The organism is Paenibacillus caui (assembly GCF_019904135.1).
GTDB lineage: Bacteria > Bacillota > Bacilli > Paenibacillales > Paenibacillaceae > Fontibacillus > Fontibacillus caui.
Map to the genome: position 1 here is coordinate 38,502 of NZ_JAIOGQ010000025.1, position 19,153 is coordinate 57,654.

Sequence of the window (19,153 nt, forward strand, 5' to 3'; positions counted from 1 at the left end):
GATTTTCGCAAATGTCAGGCCCGAAAAAGAAGCGGCACAGCCCGTATATATGGAAGCGAAACTTCCCGGACTGCGCCGCTTGATTATCGTCCTATGGCTTCTTTACTCTACCGAAACCGGCTCCAGCCCTTCTGCAGCCTCTTCGTTCTCCGGCTCGTCAAATTCCACGTTGCGGTAACGGTTCATGCCCGTACCGGCCGGAATCAGCTTACCGATGATGACATTCTCTTTCAGACCGAGCAGTTTATCCACTTTGCCCTTGATCGCCGCATCGGTAAGAACACGGGTCGTCTCCTGGAAGGATGCCGCGGACAGGAATGAATCGGTCTCGAGCGATGCCTTGGTAATACCAAGCAGTACCGGTTTGGCCACGGCCGGCTCTTTACCGGACAGGATCGCTTCCTTGTTCGCCATTTCATATTCATACAGGTCGACGAAAGATCCCGGCAGCAGTTGAGTGTCACCCGCATCCACGATCCGGATTTTACGCAGCATTTGCTTGATCATGACTTCGACGTGTTTGTCGTTGATTTCTACGCCCTGGTTCCGGTAAACGCGCTGAACTTCCTGAAGGATGTAGTTCTGCACGCCGCGGATTCCCTTGATGCGCAAAATTTCTTTCGGGTCGATGGAACCGTCGGTAAGCTCGTCGCCTGCCTCGATTTCCATGCCTTCGCTTACGCGCAGGCGCGATCCGTAAGTGACGGAGTAAACTTTGGTTTCCGCTTCGCCTTCCACTTCGATTTCACGACGATCTTTTGCTTCGCGGATTTCTTTGATTACACCGTCGATTTCACTGATGGTAGCCTGACCTTTCGGATTCCGGGCTTCGAACAGCTCCTGAATCCGCGGAAGACCTTGCGTGATATCGTCTCCCGCAACACCGCCGGTGTGGAACGTACGCATTGTCAGCTGCGTTCCCGGTTCACCGATGGATTGCGCGGCGATAATGCCGACCGCTTCGCCGATCTCCACGAACTTGCCAGTCGCGAGGTTGCGGCCGTAGCACTTCTTACATACGCCGTGACGGGCGCGGCAGCTCAGAACAGAACGGATCTGAAGCTTCTCAACGCCTGCCTTAACAATCGCATTCGCCTTGTCCGTATCGATCAGTTCATCGCGATGGATGATAATTTCACCGGTTTCCGGATGGCGGATCGTTTCGAAGCAATAACGGCCTTCAATCCGGTCGAACAGATCCTCGATGATCTCTTTGCCGTCCTGAATGCGGGTTACGGTAATGCCTTTATCCGTTCCGCAATCATCTTCGCGTACGATAACATCCTGTGCGACGTCTACGAGACGGCGTGTCAGATAACCGGAGTCGGCGGTACGAAGCGCCGTATCCGCCAAACCTTTACGGGCACCGTGCGTCGAGATAAAGTACTCGAGGACGGTAAGGCCTTCGCGGAAGTTCGCTTTGATCGGCAGCTCGTAAATCCGTCCGGATGGCGTCGCCATCAGCCCCCGCATGCCGCCCAGCTGGGTAATCTGCGATTTGTTACCCCGCGCTTTGGAGTCGACCATCATCATGATGGAGTTGAAACGGTCCATCGATTTCATCAGAACGTCGGTCAGCTGGTCTTTGGCTTTGGACCAAATGTCGATGACGCGGTCGTACCGTTCTTCGTCCGTAATCAGACCACGGCGATATTGGTTGGTCACGACGCGAACCTTTTCTTCCGATTCCTGCATGATTTGCTTCTTCTCTTCCGGAACGACGACGTCGGAAACGGCGATGCTGACGCCGGCGCGTGTGGAATAAGTGAAGCCGAGCTGTTTAATTCTATCTAAAATCACGGAAGTTTCCGTGGTGTGGTACGATTCGAAGCAGCGGGCGATGATGGAGCCCAGATATTCTTTACCTACCGCTCCAGCAACAGGAAGTGCGTTCAGCAGTTCCTGGATGTCCGCGCCTTTTTCGTATACAAAGTATTTCTCCGGCGTTCCGTTAAACAGATTATCGCGTGTAGCCTCGTTGATGTAAGGGAACGTCTCAGGGAATATCTCGTTGAAAATAATTTTACCGATCGTGGTGAGCAGCATAGCGTTCTGCTGCTTCTCCGTAAAGATCGTCTTCTTCAGCGCTTTGACCGGAATCGCTACCCGCGCATGCAGTGAGGCTGCTCCGCGCTGGTAAGCGGACACCGCTTCATTGATGTTGCCGATAATCATACCGGAGCCTTTGGCCTCCTTGTTGTCCATCGTCAGGTAGAAGGATCCGAGGACCATATCCTGAGACGGAGTAACAACCGGCTTGCCGTCTTTCGGGTTCAGGATGTTGCCGGAAGCAAGCATCAGAATCCGGGCTTCAGCCTGGGCTTCGGCGGAAAGCGGAACGTGAACGGCCATCTGGTCACCGTCAAAGTCAGCGTTGTACGCCGTACATACAAGCGGATGCAGACGAATGGCGCGTCCCTCAACCAGAATCGGTTCAAATGCCTGGATACCGAGACGGTGAAGCGTAGGGGCACGGTTCAGCAGAACCGGATGCTCCTTGATGACTTCTTCAAGAACGTCCCAAACCTCTGGGCTTACGCGCTCGACTTTGCGCTTCGCGCTTTTGATGTTGTGAGCGAGACCTTTATTGACCAGTTCCTTCATGACAAACGGCTTGAACAGTTCCAAAGCCATTTCTTTCGGGAGACCGCACTGGTACATCTTCAAATAAGGGCCTACGACGATAACGGAACGACCGGAATAGTCGACACGTTTACCGAGCAGGTTTTGACGGAAACGTCCTTGCTTACCTTTCAGCATATGGCTGAGCGATTTCAGCGGACGGTTGCCGGGTCCGGTAACCGGACGGCCGCGGCGGCCGTTGTCGATCAAGGCATCGACCGCTTCCTGAAGCATGCGTTTCTCGTTCTGTACAATGATATCCGGCGCGCCCAGATCGAGCAGGCGTTTCAGACGGTTGTTACGGTTGATTACACGACGGTAAAGATCGTTAAGGTCGGATGTTGCGAAACGTCCGCCGTCCAGCTGTACCATCGGACGGAGTTCCGGAGGGATGACCGGAAGCACGTCCAGAATCATCCATTCCGGCTCGTTGCCGGAGCTCTTGAACGCTTCGATAACTTCGAGACGTTTGATGGCCCGGTTGCGGCGCTGGCCTTGAGCCGTGCGCAGCTCTTCTTTCAAGAATTCGAGCTCTTTATCTATATCCAGATCCTGCAGCAGTTTCTTGACCGCTTCCGCACCCATGCCGGCCTGGAAACCGTAGCCGTATTTCTCACGGTAGCTGCGGTATTCCTTCTCGGACAAAAGCTGCTTCTTCTCAAGCGGCGTATCGCCAGGATCGGTAACCACATAAGATGCAAAGTAAATAATCTCTTCCAGCGATCTCGGGGACATGTCGAGAGCTAGACCCATCCGGCTCGGAATCCCCTTGAAATACCAGATATGAGATACGGGAGCCGCCAGTTCGATATGACCCATACGTTCGCGGCGCACCTTCGCGCGGGTAACCTCTACGCCGCAGCGATCGCAGACTACGCCTTTATAGCGAACGCGTTTGTATTTACCGCAATGGCATTCCCAGTCTTTTGTCGGGCCGAAAATCTTTTCGCAAAACAGCCCTTCTTTTTCCGGTTTCAGTGTACGATAGTTGATCGTTTCCGGTTTCTTAACTTCTCCGCGGGACCAAGAACGAATTTTTTCTGGGGAAGCAAGCCCAATTTTCATAAACTCGAAGTTGTTGACGTCCAACAAGGAGCATCCCTCCTTAACCAAGTCCTGATTTGTACTCTATTCTACGCCGACTTCCGCGCCTTCCAGATTCAAGCTCAGTTTATCACCGGCCGCATCATCTTCATCGTCAAGCTCTTTCATCTCGATCTCTTCTTCATTTTCGCTAAGGATCTTGACATCCATACCCAAGCTTTGAAGCTCTTTGATCAAGACTTTGAAAGATTCCGGCACGCCCGGTTCCGGCACGTTCTCCCCTTTGACGATGGATTCGTAGGTTTTCACCCGTCCTACCACGTCATCGGATTTCACGGTCAGAATTTCCTGCAAGGTATAAGCGGCGCCGTAGGCTTCGAGCGCCCAAACTTCCATCTCGCCGAAACGCTGTCCGCCGAACTGGGCTTTACCGCCGAGCGGCTGCTGCGTAACGAGAGAGTATGGTCCGGTTGAACGGGCGTGAATTTTATCGTCAACCATGTGTGCGAGCTTGATCATGTGCATGACGCCAACGGTTACTTCACGTTCGAACGGCTCACCTGTACGTCCGTCATACAGCATCGTTTTACCATTGCGCTGCATGCCGGCTTCTTCCATCGTATCAAATACGTCGTATTCATTGGCTCCGTCGAATACCGGCGTTGCCACATGGATGCCAAGCTTCATGGCGGCCATGCCAAGGTGAATTTCGAGCACCTGACCGATGTTCATCCGCGACGGAACGCCGAGCGGGTTAAGCACAACCTGAACCGGTGTGCCGTCAGGCATGAACGGCATATCTTCTTCCGGCAAAATACGGGCAACGACACCTTTGTTACCATGGCGTCCGGCCATCTTGTCGCCTTCGGAAATTTTCCGTTTTTGCGCAATGTATACGCGAACGAGCTGATTCACGCCTGGCGGCAGTTCATCGCCGTTCTCGCGGGTAAATACTTTCACATCAACGACGATACCGTCGGTGCCGTGAGGCACGCGGAGGGAAGTATCGCGAACTTCGCGCGCCTTCTCGCCAAAGATAGCGTGCAGCAAGCGCTCTTCCGCCGTCAGCTCGGTAACGCCTTTAGGCGTTACTTTACCAACGAGTATATCGCCGGCGCCAATCTCGGCCCCGATGCGGATAATACCGCGTTCGTCCAGGTTGCGAAGCGCCTCTTCGCCAACGTTCGGAATATCGCGCGTAATCTCTTCAGGTCCAAGCTTCGTATCACGGGCTTCGGATTCATATTCTTCAATGTGAATCGAAGTATAGACATCTTCCTTCACCAGCTTCTCGCTAAGCAGAATGGCATCCTCGTAGTTGTAGCCTTCCCAAGTCATAAAGGCAACGACAACGTTGCGGCCAAGCGCCAACTCGCCCATTTCTGTGGACGGACCGTCCGCAAGGATATCGCCTTTCTTGACAATGTCGCCACGCTGGGCGATTGGACGCTGATTAATGCATGTCCCGTGGTTCGAACGCTTGAATTTGTGTAATTTATATTTAACGATGTCGCCTTTGACTTCCTTGCCGTCTACCGTTTCCACGCGACGCAGCCAAATTTCATCGGCAGTAGACCGTTCAATGACACCGTCATATTTGGAAACGATACATACTCCGGAGTCCTTGGCGGCTTTGTGTTCCATACCGGTTCCGACAAGCGGAGCTTTCGGCACGAGCAGTGGAACGGCCTGCCGCTGCATGTTCGATCCCATGAGCGCACGGTTCGAGTCATCGTTCTCGAGGAACGGAATGAGCGCCGTCGCCACGGATACAACCTGTTTAGGCGAGATATCCATGTAATCGACGCGATCGCTAGGCATCGTCAAAATGTTGTCGGACTGCTTGTTGTAACGGACGATAACCAGATCATCCTTAAAGGTGCCGTCTTCGTTCAATTCAACGTTCGCCTGGGCGATAACGTAGTTGTCTTCTTCATCCGCAGTCAAATAAGCGATCTGTTCGCTTACTTTCCCCGACTTCGGATCAACCCAGCGATACGGTGCTTCAATAAAGCCGTATTCGTTAATGCGGGCAAACGTGGACAACGAGTTGATCAGACCGATGTTCGGTCCTTCAGGCGTCTCGATCGGACACATGCGGCCATAGTGGGAGTGGTGTACGTCCCGCACTTCCATGCCCGCGCGTTCCCGCGTCAAACCGCCAGGCCCGAGCGCTGAGAGACGGCGTTTATGCGTCAGCTCCGCAAGCGGATTCGTCTGGTCCATGAACTGCGACAGCTGGGAGCTTCCGAAGAACTCTTTAATCGACGCGATGACCGGACGAATGTTGATCAAAGCCTGCGGCGTAATGACGTTGGCATCCTGAATGGACATTCTTTCGCGAACGACACGCTCCATACGGGACAAGCCGATCCGGAACTGGTTCTGCAACAGTTCGCCGACAGAGCGCAGACGGCGGTTGCCGAGATGGTCAATATCGTCCGTGCTGCCAATACCATGAAGCAGGTTGATGAAGTAGCTGATCGAAGAAATAATATCAGCCGGCGTAATGTGCTTCACGGACTTGTCGATGTTGCGGTTTGCAATGACCTTGACGACTTTCCCATCCTCAATCGGAGAGAAAATATCGATGGTCTGCAGCGGAACGTCCTCCGAACCGAGCACTCCGTTCGCAATGTGATAATCTTTAAAGCTAACGCCTTGCTCCAGGTAAGGAAGGATTTCATCGAGCAGACGGCGGTCTACAAGTTGACCCGCTTCGGCAATGATTTCGCCGGTGCTGGTGTCAATAAGCGACTCTGCCAGACGCTGGTTGAACAGGCGGTCTTTAATGTGAAGCTTTTTATTAATTTTGTAACGGCCTACATTGGCAAGGTCGTAACGTTTCGGATCAAAGAAACGGGCAACAAGCAGGCTCTTTGCATTTTCAAGAGTCGGCGGCTCGCCCGGACGAAGACGCTCATAAATTTCAATCAGCGCTTTCTCCGTAGAGTCCGTGTTGTCCTTATCCAGGGTATTGCGAATATATTCATCGTTACCGAGCAAATCCAGAATTTCAGCATCCGTACCAAAGCCAAGAGCTCGCAGCAATACCGTTACCGGTATTTTACGCGTACGATCGATCCGGACATAAATAATGTCCTTCGCGTCCGTTTCAAGCTCCAGCCATGCGCCGCGATTCGGAATTACTGTAGCGGTGTACGTCTTCTTGCCGTTCTTATCGACTTTCGTACTGAAATAGACGCTTGGGGAGCGTACCAACTGGCTGACAATTACCCGTTCTGCGCCATTAATAACGAAAGTGCCAGTTTCCGTCATCAGCGGGAAATCTCCCATGAACACTTCCTGCTCCTTGACTTCGCCCGTTTCCTTATTAATAAGCCGAACTTTTACTCTAAGCGGCGCTGCATACGTTACGTCGCGCTCTTTCGCGTCGTCAACCGTATACTTCGGTTCGCCTAGGCTGTAATCGATAAATTCCAGAATCAGATTGCCAGTAAAATCTTGAATTGGCGAGATGTCCTGAAACATCTCCCGAAGACCTTCCTCCAAAAACCATTCGTAAGATTTTTGCTGGATTTCAATCAGGTTCGGAATCTCGAGTACCTCGTTAATCCTTGCATAACTCCGCCGAGTGCGTCGACCATATTGAACAAGATGTCCTGCCAACTTAAACTCACCCCTCATGTCTACTCACTTAAAAATTCATTGCGAACCCGTGTTTGTACCCTTATAATAAAACCCATGAACGGATTCCACAAACAAGCAAAAACGGCTTTTCGTTCCCTGATAAGGACGACACCCGTTTTAGACACCGGAAGAATAAAACCTCCGGCAAAGAAAAAGCCCCTACCCGAAATCTTCGAAGAAAGAGCATATTGATTCCGCGCCTTTCTTAGACGGAATCCCCCATATTCAATAGATTTGCCCAAAATGTACATATTATACGTAAACAAGCGCCGAACTATACGCCGCTGCCATAAAATATGCTTGACATTTTCACAAACTAAAGACATAGAGGGCATCCTAATGCTGACATTTTATAATAATACCACATGCCCATTTTCGAGTCAATAGACCCTGGTGAAAAAATTTCAAGATTTTTGATGTTTATTTTACCGCTTTAAAAATACGGTAGCCTTTATCTTTCGTTACTTCCTCCACAGAGCCAAACAGCTGCTCCAACTTTTCTTTTGCAGACGGAGCCCCCTGCTTCTTCTGAATAACCACCCACAAGGCTCCTCCGGGCTTCAAACGTGATAAGGCTCCCTCGAACACAGCGTGGACAACGGCTTTGCCCGCTCGTATAGGCGGATTCGTCAGCACCGCATCAAATCTTGCTTCCTCCGGAATGGCCGAATACAAGTCGCTCTGTACTGCTGTAATATTCTGAATGCCGTTCTCCCTTGCATTTTCGGCTGTTAGCGCCACAGCCCGTTCGTTCACATCAATCATGGTCACATGGCCGTTTGCGGCCAGGCTTGCCGCAGCAAGTCCGATCGGACCATACCCGCAACCCACGTCCAGCACGGTATCGCGGGTGCCGATCTCCATTGCTTCAATCAGCACTCGGCTACCATAATCAATCGTCTGCTTGGAGAATACGCCTGCGTCGCTGATGAAACGGAACTTCCGGCCTCGCAGCACGGTCTCTATCATCCGTCTGTCATGAGCCGCCCCGGGATTACTGGAATAATAATGATCCGTCATTTTCGTCCTCCGGCTAAAATACTTTATCCCCACTATCATCTGCTAATCCTTGTAAAATAAACCTTCAAAGTGAAGCGAATGCTCCAAAGCCTATGCGAATTCCTTTGCGACGGTCCCTAAAACTCATAATCGCTGTACAATTAAAACAAACCCCTTGAAAGACTCAAGGGGTTTGTCGCATGAAAGGAAGAGCTTATTTTACTTCTACAGATGCGCCTGCTTCTTCCAATTTTGCTTTCAAAGCTTCTGCTTCTTCTTTTGCAATTTTTTCTTTCAGTGGTTTTGGAGCGTTGTCTACCAGGTCTTTTGCTTCTTTCAGACCAAGACCCGTGATTTCGCGAACGACTTTGATAACGTTGATCTTGGAAGCGCCAGCGCTAGTCAGGATTACGTCGAATTCGGATTGCTCAGCAGCTTCTGCGCCGCCAGCAGCGCCGCCAGCTACTACAACTGGAGCTGCAGCAGTTACGCCGAATTCTTCTTCGATTGCTTTAACGAGTTCGTTCAGTTCAAGAACGGACATACCTTTGATTTCTTCCAAAATTGTTTCTTTGCTCATTTGGTTGAACCTCCATTTATATTAGTTATTTAGTAATTAAATTAAGCGAACTTTAGAGCAAGCCTACGCGCTCGCTTCGCCTTCTCCCTTGTCTGCAACGGCTTTGACTGCGAGTGCGAAGTTGCGCACTGGAGCTTGAAGCACGCTGAGGAGCATGGAAAGAAGACCTTCGCGGGACGGAAGATCCGCAAGCGCCTTGATTTGGTCGACGCTAACCACACGGCCTTCGACAACGCCACCTTTAATTTTCAGAGCGTCATTTTTCTTCGCGAAATCGCTCAAAATTTTTGCAGGGGCTACAGCATCGTTCGCACCGAACGCGATAGCAGTAGGTCCTGTCAGAACTTCATTCAGTTCAGTCAGTTCCGCAGCTGCAGTCGCACGGCGAACCAGCGTGTTCTTGAGCACTTGAAACTCAACACCTGCTTCGCGAAGCTGCTTGCGCAGTTCCGTAACTTGGGAAACATTCAGACCGCGATAGTCAGCAACAACCGTAGTGGCGCTTTCTTTCAGCTTTGAAGTCACGGCGTCAACGGCTGCCTGTTTAGACTCGATCACTTTTGCGTTTGCCAAATTGTACACCTCCTATTAAGATTCACTTGATCCGAAGACATCGGCTTTCAAAGAAGCCGCAGGATATAAAAAAGACCTTCGTAGAATACGAAGGTCTGATCATTCATCATTTGCAGCGCAAATTCCGAACCTATATCACAACACCTCGGTAGGAAATTAAGCCTTTGAGGCACCTACTGTCTACGGTAAGCATATTCGATTAAATTGAAATCAATGCAACCATTACAGTATAGCAAGGATCTCCTCTAAAAGTCAATCCTCATTCCCTTGCCGAAGCATGGAAATTTATCTGTAAGCGGAAGTAGAAACGCGGACGCTTGGTCCCATCGTCGAAGAAACGGCGATGTTCTTCAAGTATACGCCTTTGGCTGCAGCAGGTTTAGCACGGTTCAATGCGTCCAGCAAAGCTTTGAGGTTCTCGTTCAACTGGGAAGCCTCGAAAGATGCTTTACCGATTGGAGCATGAATTTGACCTGCTTTATCCAGACGGTACTCGATTTTACCTGCTTTGATTTCTTGAACCGCTTTGGTTACGTCGAATGTAACCGTACCGGCTTTAGGGTTAGGCATAAGGCCTTTACCGCCGAGAAGACGGCCGAGTTTACCAACTTCGCTCATCATATCCGGTGTCGCTACGCAGACATCGAAATCGAACCAGCCTTGTTGGATTTTGTTGATCATGTCCTGATCGCCAACGAAGTCCGCTCCGGCAGCTTCCGCTTCCTTCGCTTTCTCACCTTTGGCGAATACCAGAACGCGCTTCGTTTTACCCGTACCATGAGGCAGGACAACGACACCGCGAACGGCTTGGTCTTGTTTACGAGGGTCAACGCCCAGACGTACTGCTACTTCAACGGTTTCGTCGAACTTCGCAGTAGCCGCCTTCTTCACAAGCTCAACAGCTTCAGAAGGCTCATAAGTTGCTTCGCTGTCAATCAGCTTGGCAGCTTCCAGGTATTTCTTACCGTGTTTAGCCATGATTTTTCCTCCTTTGTGGTATTAGCGGATTTACCTCCCACTTTAGGTCCGGCCCAAATGCCGGCCTGTACAATCTCAGGGATTAGTCCTGGATTGTGATACCCATACTGCGGGCAGTACCTTCAACCATGCGCATAGCCGCTTCAACGGATGCTGCGTTCAGGTCAGGCATTTTTTGTTCAGCGATTTGACGAACAACGTCGCGTTTAACAGTAGCCACTTTCTTCTTGTTAGGTTCGCCGGAACCTTTCTCAATTTTGGCAGCTACACGAAGCAATACTGCAGCCGGAGGAGTTTTCGTAATGAAAGTAAAGGAACGATCTTCAAATACGGAAATTTCAACCGGAATAATCAAACCAGCCTGGTCAGCTGTACGAGCGTTAAATTCTTTACAGAACGCCATGATGTTGACACCTGCTTGACCGAGAGCCGGACCTACTGGAGGCGCTGGATTCGCTTTCCCCGCAGGAATTTGCAGTTTCACAACTTTAATCACTTTCTTTGCCATGTAAAACACCTCCTTGCACTAGTAGTGGTAGACGGAAGGCGAAAAGCCTCCTCCCACAAAAACATCAGCAGAAACCTATATCTTCTCCACCTGAGTATAATCAAGCTCAAGCGGGGTTTCCCGACCAAACATATTGACGTGAACCTTGACCTTGCTCTTGTCTGTCAGAATTTCTTCTACAGAACCGACAAAATTGGCAAACGGACCAACCTTGATTCGCACGGATTCCTTGATTTCAAACTCGATCGACGGTTTCGGTTCCTGCAGACCCATATGCCGCAGAATCTGCTCCACTTCTTCAGGCAGAAGCGGGGTAGGTTTCGAACCGGAGCCTGTCGAGCCGACGAAACCCGTCACTCCAGGCGTGTTGCGAACAACATACCAGGAATCGTCAGTCTGGATCATTTCCACCAAGACATATCCAGGGTAAACCTTGCGCATGACTGTTTTCTTCTTGCCGTCTTTGTTTACCACTTCTTCTTCCATAGGAACAAGAACCCGGAAAATCTTGTCTTCCATTCCCATTGACTCGACGCGTTTCTCCAAATTGGCTTTGACCTTATTCTCATACCCTGAGTAGGTATGAACTACATACCATCTTTTTTCCATATCAAGCCACCTAAGGACCCTTCTTAAATTATCGCTTCGATCACAGCGGAGACACCGATGTCAATAACCCAAAAGTAAACGGCGACAACTACAATTGTACCCAGCACAATCAGCGTGTAATTCGTCAACTCTTTACGATTGGGCCAGCGAACCTTTTTAAGTTCAGCCCAGCTTTCGGAGAAAAAAGAAAACATCGACTTGAAACTGCGTTTCATGCGCGACTACACCTCCACAGACTATCTGGTTTCGCGATGAGGAGTTTGCTCGTTACAAAACTTGCAAAATTTCTTCATCTCCATGCGGTCGGGGTGGTTACGCTTGTTCTTCGTTGTCGTATAGTTTCTTTGTTTGCAATTCGTACAAGCCAACGTAATAAATACCCGCATGATGTGCACCTCCCGAAGACATCCTTCTAATCAGAAGTCTCTTATTAATCCGGAACCCTCCGGCATAAATAGGACTAAATCCCGGCTGACGGTATGGATAAGAAAATAGGGAACTTTCGAGCTTACTTTCTTATCCATGCCAAACAAGCATGAATTTAGGCCTACCTAAAACACTTTATCACATCTCCAACATCTGTGTCAACGAAAGAATAAGCTGTTCAAACGTTGGTGCGGCTGCATGAATGCTCTTTTTCCAGACATCTCCTTAAGCTGTCATCGGGCATATTTATCCAGTATAAACCGCTAGGACGAGCCCTAAACCTCGGAACAGCAAAATCGGCCATCTTCGTCATGAATATTAAAAAAAAGACCCGACGCCGAGTCCTTTCTTCCGAATCTATCTGCCTGCCAGCAATCTATACTATAAACCGTCACGCACTTCGAGATACCGTTCCAGCTTGCGCTTGACCCGCTGAAGAGCGTTATCGATCGATTTCACATGTCGCTTCAAATCTACGGATATTTCCTGGTAAGAGCGTCCGTCCAAATAAAGCACCAGCACTTTGCGTTCAAGATCGCTCAGTATTTCGGACATCTTGTCCTCGAGGCCGACGAACTCCTCTTGATTAATAATGAGCTCTTCCGGATCGCACACCTGCGAACCGCAAATGACATCAAGCAATGTACGGTCAGAGTCCTCGTCATAAATCGGCTTGTCCAAAGAAACGTAAGAATTCAACGGGATGTGCTTCTGTCTGGTGGCTGTCTTGATCGCCGTTATGATCTGGCGGGTGATGCACAGTTCCGCGAAAGCCTTGAATGAAGACAGCTTGTCTCCCTTGAAATCCCGAATAGACTTGAAAAGACCGATCATGCCCTCTTGAATAATATCCTCACGATCAGCGCCGATCAGAAAATAGGACCTCGCTTTGGCCCGAACAAAGCTTCGATACTTGTTAATCAGATATTCCAAAGCTCCGCTATCCCCGCTGCGGACAGACTCCACAATATCTTCATCGCTCAGAATATCGTAATCTGATGTTATGAATAAGTTGAGGTTGACACTCACCACTATCCCCCCGGCCGCAACGCACGGTGCCCCGTCACTCAATCAAGTATACGAACAGTATATATGAGAGCGCATAACAGCGTCAACACAAAAGTCCTAAATTATGCCAAGTCGAACTTTGTCAAGAGCACAAGGAAGGACATTTTATTTCGACTTATTTTTCTCTTCTCCAGCGTTCAAACAGAAGTTTGGCTTCCGGAGACAGCTTGCCAGCCAGTGTATTCCGACTGTGTCCCCGGATTTCTTCATCAATTTTCGACTGGAGTTCCCGTTCATTCTGTTCCAGCATCGTAAGGAGTTCCCTGGCTGAAAGCCTCAAAGCTCCCTGACCAAAGATCACATGCTGCTCAATCATATCGCTGGTTGCCACATAAATCTGGCGGCGCCTGCGGCTCAGTTCGCCTACCAGTCTTTCAATACATTCATCGGCCGTCTCTTTTTCTTTTGTAAAATAAATCTGCACGTTGCGCTGCTTGAATGCCTTGCCGAGCCCGGGTACCTGATACGCGTCGAACACGGCAATCACCTTCCAACCCGAGAACGCCTGAAAGTCCGCCAGACGCTCAAGCAGCCGGTCTCTGGCTTCCTGCATGCCGATATTTGCAAGTTCCGACAGTTCCGGCCATGATCCGATCATATTGTAGCCGTCAACGAGGAGCATATTTTGCGCCTCAGTCATAAGGTTTTAGCTTTGAGCGCGCCGGCGCAGCGCTTCGTACATGACAACCCCGGCCGCAACAGACGCGTTGAGCGAATTCAGTTTACCGGCCATCGGCAGTTTTACTAGAACATCGCATTTCTCTTTGATCAGCCTGCCCATTCCTTTATTTTCGTTGCCAACTACAATAGCCACCGGTCCGGTGAATATATTCGTGCCATAGATGTCCTCATGGGCTGCAACATCGGTTCCGACGATCCAGATCCCGGCCTGCTTCAGCTGTTCAATCGTTTGCGCCAGATTCGTAACCCGGGCAACAGGGACATATTCAGCCGCTCCCGCCGAAGTTTTGGATACGGTGGCGGTAACGGAAGCCGAACGCCGTTTCGGTAAAATAACTCCATGCACGCCGGTGCATTCAGCCGTTCTTAATATCGAGCCCAGATTATGGGGATCTTCAATTTCATCCAATATTAAAAGAAAAGGAGGCCGTCCCGATTGTTCAGCCGCAGCCAGCAAATCCTCCACTTCCGCGTAAGCGAAAGGAGCCACCTGCGCGACAACGCCCTGGTGCTGCAGATCCGGCACCATTTGATCCAGCTTGCGCTTGTCCACAATCTGCGTAACGATGCCGAGTTTTCTCGCTTCAGCGACGATTGGAGCCGTCAGATGCTTCTGCGCCCCTTCGGCGATCCAAATTTTATTGATCGTCCGGCCGGCCCTCAGCGCTTCAAGCAGGGAGTGCTTGCCGCCGATCCATTCCTGTTGTTCGTGTTCCATAACATCCTCCTAAAAGTTTTGTCCTTGGCAGATGTCCGCAATTTCGCACTTCTTGCGCATTCGCAGCTTAATCAGCTTTTTCAAGGAGCTTCAAACCATGATCAATCAGCTGCAGCATCCGCTCATGAGAGCCGCTGTAATACAAATACCCGACCAGGCATTCCATCGCTGTCGCGTGACGGTATTCAAGCACGTTCGCATTTTTCGGGATACTGCCCGACTTGGCATTCCGCCCCTTCCGGACGATATCCTGCTCCTCCTCGGTCAGCTCCGGCTCCAGCAGCGACAACAGCCTAGCCTGTGATTTGGCCGATACAAAGCGGGTCGCCTGAACATGAAGATGGTGCGGCCTCAGGTTCGGCCGTGCTATCAAATACTGGCGGACCGCTACTTCAAACACCGCGTCTCCGATGTAGGCCAGAACGAGCGGAGGCAGCAGACGGGCCGGCTTGGATGCTTGATAAGGAAACCAGAGCGGCCGGATCTCTCCGCCGCTCCCGTTTCCATGACTTGCGCCCGTCATTTGCGGCGCCACCGGATCCCCTGCGGGGTATCCTCCAGAAGAATGCCCTGGCTATCCAGCAAATCGCGGATTTCATCCGCTCTTGCCCAGTTTTTGGCCTTCCGCGCTTCCGTACGTTCGGCAATCAGGCGTTCGATATCCTCGCCGGGCAGTTCGGCCGCTTCCTGCTCATAAATCCGCAGCACGCCGTTCATCTCGTTAAATACGGACAGGGCCGCCTCCAGGTCTGCCTTGCTTACAGCAGGCTCCTGCAGCAGCAGGTTGACTTCGCTGACCCAGTCAAACACAGCCGTAATGGCATCCGGCGTATTGAAATCATCCTGCATTTTCTCGTGGAACTGCTGCAATATCCGGTCCAGCTTCTCCTTGAAATCCGGAGATGCTTCGCCGACAGCGCCCTGAGCTTCATTCAAGCGGTGAAGCACATTGCCTGCCGCGTTCGCGATCCGTTCCACGCTGCGCTCGGCCTGAGCCAAAATTTCATCCGTAAAATTCAGCGGATTGCGGTAATGGGCCGACAGCATGAAATACCGAAGCGCCGTGCGCTTGTAAGCCTTGCGAAGGTCCTTGACGAGAACGCCGTTGCCCAGCGATTTCGACATTTTTTCCCCGCCGATATTAATATACCCGTTATGCATCCAATAGTTCGCCAGCGGCTTGCCGGTGAAAGCTTCCGATTGCGCGCATTCGCACTCATGGTGCGGGAACTGCAAATCCTGACCGCCGCCGTGGATGTCGATCGTGTCTCCCAGCAGACTGCGCGCCATGGCCGAGCATTCAATGTGCCAGCCCGGACGCCCGTCTCCCCAGGGACTGGACCAATAAATTTCACCCGGCTTGGCGGCCTTCCACAGAACGAAGTCGACCGGATTTTCCTTCCGCTCATCGACGTCAATCCGAATGCCGAACTGCAGCTCTCCGATATTCTGATGCGACAGCTTGCCGTAATCCGGAAATCTGGAGGTGCGGAAGAACACGTCCCCCCCGTTTTCATAGGCGTACCCTTTATCCACCAGACCTGCGATAAACTCGATGATCAGATCCATATTTTCCGTCACCCGGGGGTTTGCCGTGGCCCGCGGAATGCCGAGTCCGTCCAGATCTTCGTAATAAGCCTGAATGAACTTGTCCGCAACTTCCGGCACCGTTTTGCCCATTTCGGCCGCTATCCGGATCAATTTGTCATCCACATCCGTAAAGTTGACGACATATTTCGCGTCATAGGACTGATTTTCCAAATAGCTGCGCACTACGTCAAAAAAGATCATCGGACGCGCATTCCCGATATGGATATAGCCATAAACTGTCGGCCCGCAGACATACATGGTCGCTGTCCCCGGCGTTTGGGGAGTGAACGTTTCTTTTTTTCTTGATAACGTATTATAGATTTGAAGAGCCATTGAAGCCTCACATTCCTTTCCTGCGGTACCCCGGGCGGATACCGTTTCCCGTAGTAGAGATGTTGTCACCATTCTATCCTTAATCGGGCAATGTGATTCTATCGCCCTTTTTTTCCTGCTCAAGCTGCTTTTTGAGCTCTTCTATTTCACTGCGCAGCTTTTCCATTTCCTCATGCATGGACTGAAGCGCATCGACGACCGGGTCCGGGAGCTCATGAGTCAGCCGGTCTGTCCGCTTGCCGCCCTGTCTCACGATTTTTCCCGGAATTCCGACAACCGTAGTGTCCGGGGGCACCTCTTTAAGAACGACAGAATTCGCGCCGATATTGCTTTGGTCGCCCACCTTGAAAGAGCCCAAAATTTTGGCGCCCGACCCGATGACGACGTTGTTGCCGATCGTAGGATGGCGTTTCCCCTTTTCCTTGCCGCTTCCGCCGAGCGTCACTCCTTGATAGATAACCACATCGTCGCCGATCTCGCAAGTCTCTCCGATGACAACACCCATGCCGTGGTCAATAAACAGCCGTTTTCCAATGACAGCGCCAGGATGGATTTCGATTCCGGTAAAAAAACGGCTGACCTGGGAAATGATTCGGGCAACCGTAAACCAGCGCCGGCGGTAAAAAGCATGCGCAATCCGATGGCTCCAGATCGCATGAAGTCCGGAATACGTAAAGACCACTTCGAACTTGCTTCTGGCCGCAGGATCATTTTCAAAGACAGCCTGGATATCCGATCTGAATGTTTTGAACATGCTAGCCACTCTCCCCTGGCCTTGTGTTATACTATCTTATCGTTTAAAAAGAGCGCCCCTGCAGCAAAAAGCTGCAGAGACGCTCCCCGCGCGGTCCCACTCTGCTTATCGTCCCTTGTTTAGCGCCGGCCCTGACCGAAAGCACCAGCGTTAAATGCAAGAGGCGATCTTCTCCATGTCCTTAACGGGGACAAGCCGGCGCACTCTAACGCTAGGAAGATGACTCCCGCGCTCAAGCCGCAGCTCCCAGGTGCATTTCTGCCCGCCGTACTTCGGATCACTCTCAGCCAGCAACGTCCCGGCAGGAACGTTAAAGGTCACCCTCTCTGTAGCGCACGCTGTCAGGCATACTTCTCCTGTTCATTGCTTTTCATTTAATCATGCTTGTGTTGTTATGCTATGAAATGATCATCATTGATCTTGGACTTTATGATCTAAAATGGACACTTCCATCTTATCCAAAAGTACAGCCGCTGACAAGATAATCGTCAGCCTTTTATCTGGGAATTCAAACGATCCAGGACGGTGTCCTTGCCCAGCAAGTAAATGGTTTGGTTCAGATCCCGCCCATGCATTTGTCCCGTAAGCGCTACACGGATCGGCATAAACAGCTGTTTGCCTTTATAGCCGGTTTCCTTTTGCACTTCCTTGATCAGCTTTGCGATATGCGCCGCGTTAAACTCTTCGCTGGCTGACAGCTTGTCCAAGAAGGCCTTGAGCACGGCCGGAACCTGTTCTTCGCCCAGAATAGCCGCTGCTTCGGAATCCATTTCAAGATGAGTGCGGAAGAACAAACCGGATAAATCCACAATATCCGATGCCGCCGTCATCTGCTCCTGATACAGGGCCACCAGCGCCTCGGCCCATTCGCGCTGCTCTTGCGTAAGCTGACCGGGAAGACGGGAAGCCTGCTGAAGATGCGGAATAGCCAGATCAGCGATCCTCTTCGGATCCGCATTTTTAATATAATGATTGTTCAGATGGGCAAGCTTGTGAGTGTCAAACACAGCCGGACTGCGTGACAGCCGTTTCGGGTCAAAAATAGAGATCAGCTCTTCCCTGGAGAAAATCTCTTCTTCGCCTTCCGGCGACCACCCGAGCAGCGCAATGAAATTGAACAGCGCTTCAGGCAGGTACCCCAGCTTGTCATACTGTTCGATAAACTGGATTATCGACTCGTCCCGTTTGCTGAGCTTTTTGTGGTTCTCGCCGACGATCAGGGTCATATGCCCGAACACCGGAGGCTCCCAGCCGAGCGCATCATAAATCATAAGCTGACGGGGAGTATTGGACACATGGTCCTCGCCCCGGAGCACGTGGGTAATTTTCATCAGGTAATCATCCACAACGACCGCAAAGTTGTAAGTAGGAATGCCATCCCGCTTTACAATGACAAAATCGCCGGAGATGTCGGATTCAACGCTAATCGTGCCTTTTACCAGGTCGTCCCATGCAAAAGTGCGTCCTTCCGGAACGCGGAACCGGATGCTGGGCACCCGCCCTTCCGCTTCAAAGGCGGCGCACTGCTCCGGCGTTAAATCGCGATGCTTCCCGGAATAACGCGGAGTTTCTCCGCGTGCGATCTGCTCCTCACGCTCCTGCTCCAGCTCCTCTTCCGTACAATAGCAGCGGTAAGCAAGGCCACGGTCAAGCAAATCCTGCCAATAGGTTTTGTATATGTCAAGACGTTCCGTTTGGCGGTAAGGTCCGTATTCCCCGCCAACATCAATGCTTTCATCCCAGTCAATGCCTAGCCATTTCAAATATTTAAGCTGGCTTTCTTCTCCGCCCTCAATATTCCGTTTGACATCCGTATCTTCGATACGAATAATGAATTTGCCGCCCTGGCTGCGGGCGAACAAGTAGTTGAACAGCGCCGTTCTTGCATTCCCAATATGCAAATGTCCCGTCGGACTCGGTGCGTAGCGAACGCGGACTTCGGTCACTTTCGATCCCCTCCAATTTTGCTATACAAATGAACTATATAAAGCGGTGTGTGAAACGTATTCGTACTGTATC

General features: G+C 51.0%; 18 protein-coding genes and 1 other annotated feature. All 18 genes read right to left on the reverse strand.

Annotated elements, in window-relative coordinates; all coding sequences use genetic code 11:
• Positions 1–102 precede the first annotated feature (102 nt).
• Positions 103–3,714 (reverse strand): DNA-directed RNA polymerase subunit beta', encoded by a 3,612-nt coding sequence (rpoC, locus tag K7397_RS15210; protein ID WP_223068787.1) that lies wholly within the window; start codon positions 3,712–3,714, stop codon positions 103–105.
• Between the two features lie 36 nt (positions 3,715–3,750).
• Positions 3,751–7,296, reverse strand: a complete 3,546-nt coding sequence (gene rpoB, locus K7397_RS15215; protein WP_223068788.1) for a DNA-directed RNA polymerase subunit beta — start codon at positions 7,294–7,296, stop codon at positions 3,751–3,753.
• 441 nt (positions 7,297–7,737) lie between these two features.
• Complete coding sequence (locus K7397_RS15220; protein WP_223068789.1) at positions 7,738–8,337, reverse strand: class I SAM-dependent methyltransferase; 600 nt, start codon at positions 8,335–8,337, stop codon at positions 7,738–7,740.
• Positions 8,338–8,530: 193 nt separating this feature from the next.
• Complete coding sequence (gene rplL, locus K7397_RS15225; protein WP_223068790.1) at positions 8,531–8,896, reverse strand: 50S ribosomal protein L7/L12; 366 nt, start codon at positions 8,894–8,896, stop codon at positions 8,531–8,533.
• 63 nt (positions 8,897–8,959) lie between these two features.
• Positions 8,960–9,469: a 50S ribosomal protein L10 gene (gene rplJ / locus K7397_RS15230; RefSeq protein WP_223068791.1), complete on the reverse strand. Its 510-nt coding sequence runs from the start codon at positions 9,467–9,469 to the stop codon at positions 8,960–8,962.
• Between the two features lie 59 nt (positions 9,470–9,528).
• Positions 9,529–9,673, reverse strand: a sequence feature (ribosomal protein L10 leader region).
• An 81-nt stretch (positions 9,674–9,754) separates the two neighbouring features.
• Positions 9,755–10,447 (reverse strand): 50S ribosomal protein L1, encoded by a 693-nt coding sequence (gene rplA, locus K7397_RS15235; RefSeq protein ID WP_223068792.1) that lies wholly within the window; start codon positions 10,445–10,447, stop codon positions 9,755–9,757.
• A gap of 82 nt (positions 10,448–10,529) precedes the next feature.
• Positions 10,530–10,955: a 50S ribosomal protein L11 gene (rplK, locus tag K7397_RS15240; RefSeq protein ID WP_223068793.1), complete on the reverse strand. Its 426-nt coding sequence runs from the start codon at positions 10,953–10,955 to the stop codon at positions 10,530–10,532.
• A 75-nt stretch (positions 10,956–11,030) separates the two neighbouring features.
• Positions 11,031–11,564, reverse strand: a complete 534-nt coding sequence (gene nusG / locus K7397_RS15245; protein ID WP_223068794.1) for a transcription termination/antitermination protein NusG — start codon at positions 11,562–11,564, stop codon at positions 11,031–11,033.
• Positions 11,565–11,587: 23 nt separating this feature from the next.
• The gene (secE, locus tag K7397_RS15250; protein ID WP_223068795.1) at positions 11,588–11,779 is read right to left on the reverse strand and encodes a preprotein translocase subunit SecE; all 192 of its coding nucleotides are present in this window, start codon (positions 11,777–11,779) and stop codon (positions 11,588–11,590) included.
• Between the two features lie 21 nt (positions 11,780–11,800).
• Positions 11,801–11,950, reverse strand: a complete 150-nt coding sequence (gene rpmG / locus K7397_RS15255) for a 50S ribosomal protein L33 (protein WP_223068796.1) — start codon at positions 11,948–11,950, stop codon at positions 11,801–11,803.
• Positions 11,951–12,371: 421 nt separating this feature from the next.
• Positions 12,372–13,019 (reverse strand): RNA polymerase sporulation sigma factor SigH, encoded by a 648-nt coding sequence (gene sigH / locus K7397_RS15260; protein WP_223068797.1) that lies wholly within the window; start codon positions 13,017–13,019, stop codon positions 12,372–12,374.
• A gap of 154 nt (positions 13,020–13,173) precedes the next feature.
• Entirely contained in the window at positions 13,174–13,698 is a 525-nt protein-coding gene (locus tag K7397_RS15265) for an NYN domain-containing protein (protein WP_223068798.1), read from the reverse strand.
• A gap of 6 nt (positions 13,699–13,704) precedes the next feature.
• Entirely contained in the window at positions 13,705–14,457 is a 753-nt protein-coding gene (gene rlmB, locus K7397_RS15270; RefSeq protein ID WP_223068799.1) for a 23S rRNA (guanosine(2251)-2'-O)-methyltransferase RlmB, read from the reverse strand.
• A 67-nt stretch (positions 14,458–14,524) separates the two neighbouring features.
• Positions 14,525–14,980: a Mini-ribonuclease 3 gene (locus K7397_RS15275; protein ID WP_223068800.1), complete on the reverse strand. Its 456-nt coding sequence runs from the start codon at positions 14,978–14,980 to the stop codon at positions 14,525–14,527.
• Positions 14,977–16,380 carry a cysteine--tRNA ligase gene (gene cysS, locus K7397_RS15280; protein WP_223068801.1) on the reverse strand — a complete coding sequence of 468 codons (1,404 nt, stop codon included), beginning with the start codon at positions 16,378–16,380 and terminating at the stop codon, positions 14,977–14,979. The genes K7397_RS15275 and cysS overlap by 4 nt, the downstream gene beginning before the upstream one ends.
• A gap of 79 nt (positions 16,381–16,459) precedes the next feature.
• Positions 16,460–17,134, reverse strand: a complete 675-nt coding sequence (gene cysE / locus K7397_RS15285) for a serine O-acetyltransferase (protein ID WP_223068802.1) — start codon at positions 17,132–17,134, stop codon at positions 16,460–16,462.
• Between the two features lie 150 nt (positions 17,135–17,284).
• A complete protein-coding gene (locus K7397_RS15290) occupies positions 17,285–17,455 on the reverse strand; it encodes a hypothetical protein (RefSeq protein ID WP_223068803.1) in 171 nt (56 codons plus the stop codon).
• A gap of 167 nt (positions 17,456–17,622) precedes the next feature.
• On the reverse strand, positions 17,623–19,080 hold the full coding sequence (gene gltX, locus K7397_RS15295) for a glutamate--tRNA ligase (protein WP_223068804.1): 1,458 nt from the start codon (positions 19,078–19,080) through the stop codon (positions 17,623–17,625).
• Positions 19,081–19,153: the final 73 nt, after the last annotated feature.

Coding starts and splice junctions, on each gene's coding strand:
- K7397_RS15220 (WP_223068789.1), bottom strand. CDS start 8,337: ATGACGGATCATTATTATTCCAGTAATCCCGGGGCGGCTCATGACAGA.
- rplL (WP_223068790.1), bottom strand. CDS start 8,896: ATGAGCAAAGAAACAATTTTGGAAGAAATCAAAGGTATGTCCGTTCTT.
- rplA (WP_223068792.1), bottom strand. CDS start 10,447: ATGGCTAAACACGGTAAGAAATACCTGGAAGCTGCCAAGCTGATTGAC.
- rplK (WP_223068793.1), bottom strand. CDS start 10,955: ATGGCAAAGAAAGTGATTAAAGTTGTGAAACTGCAAATTCCTGCGGGG.
- nusG (WP_223068794.1), bottom strand. CDS start 11,564: ATGGAAAAAAGATGGTATGTAGTTCATACCTACTCAGGGTATGAGAAT.
- secE (WP_223068795.1), bottom strand. CDS start 11,779: ATGAAACGCAGTTTCAAGTCGATGTTTTCTTTTTTCTCCGAAAGCTGG.
- rpmG (WP_223068796.1), bottom strand. CDS start 11,950: ATGCGGGTATTTATTACGTTGGCTTGTACGAATTGCAAACAAAGAAAC.
- K7397_RS15265 (WP_223068798.1), bottom strand. CDS start 13,698: ATGACTGAGGCGCAAAATATGCTCCTCGTTGACGGCTACAATATGATC.
- rlmB (WP_223068799.1), bottom strand. CDS start 14,457: ATGGAACACGAACAACAGGAATGGATCGGCGGCAAGCACTCCCTGCTT.
- K7397_RS15275 (WP_223068800.1), bottom strand. CDS start 14,980: ATGACGGGCGCAAGTCATGGAAACGGGAGCGGCGGAGAGATCCGGCCG.
- cysS (WP_223068801.1), bottom strand. CDS start 16,380: ATGGCTCTTCAAATCTATAATACGTTATCAAGAAAAAAAGAAACGTTC.
- cysE (WP_223068802.1), bottom strand. CDS start 17,134: ATGTTCAAAACATTCAGATCGGATATCCAGGCTGTCTTTGAAAATGAT.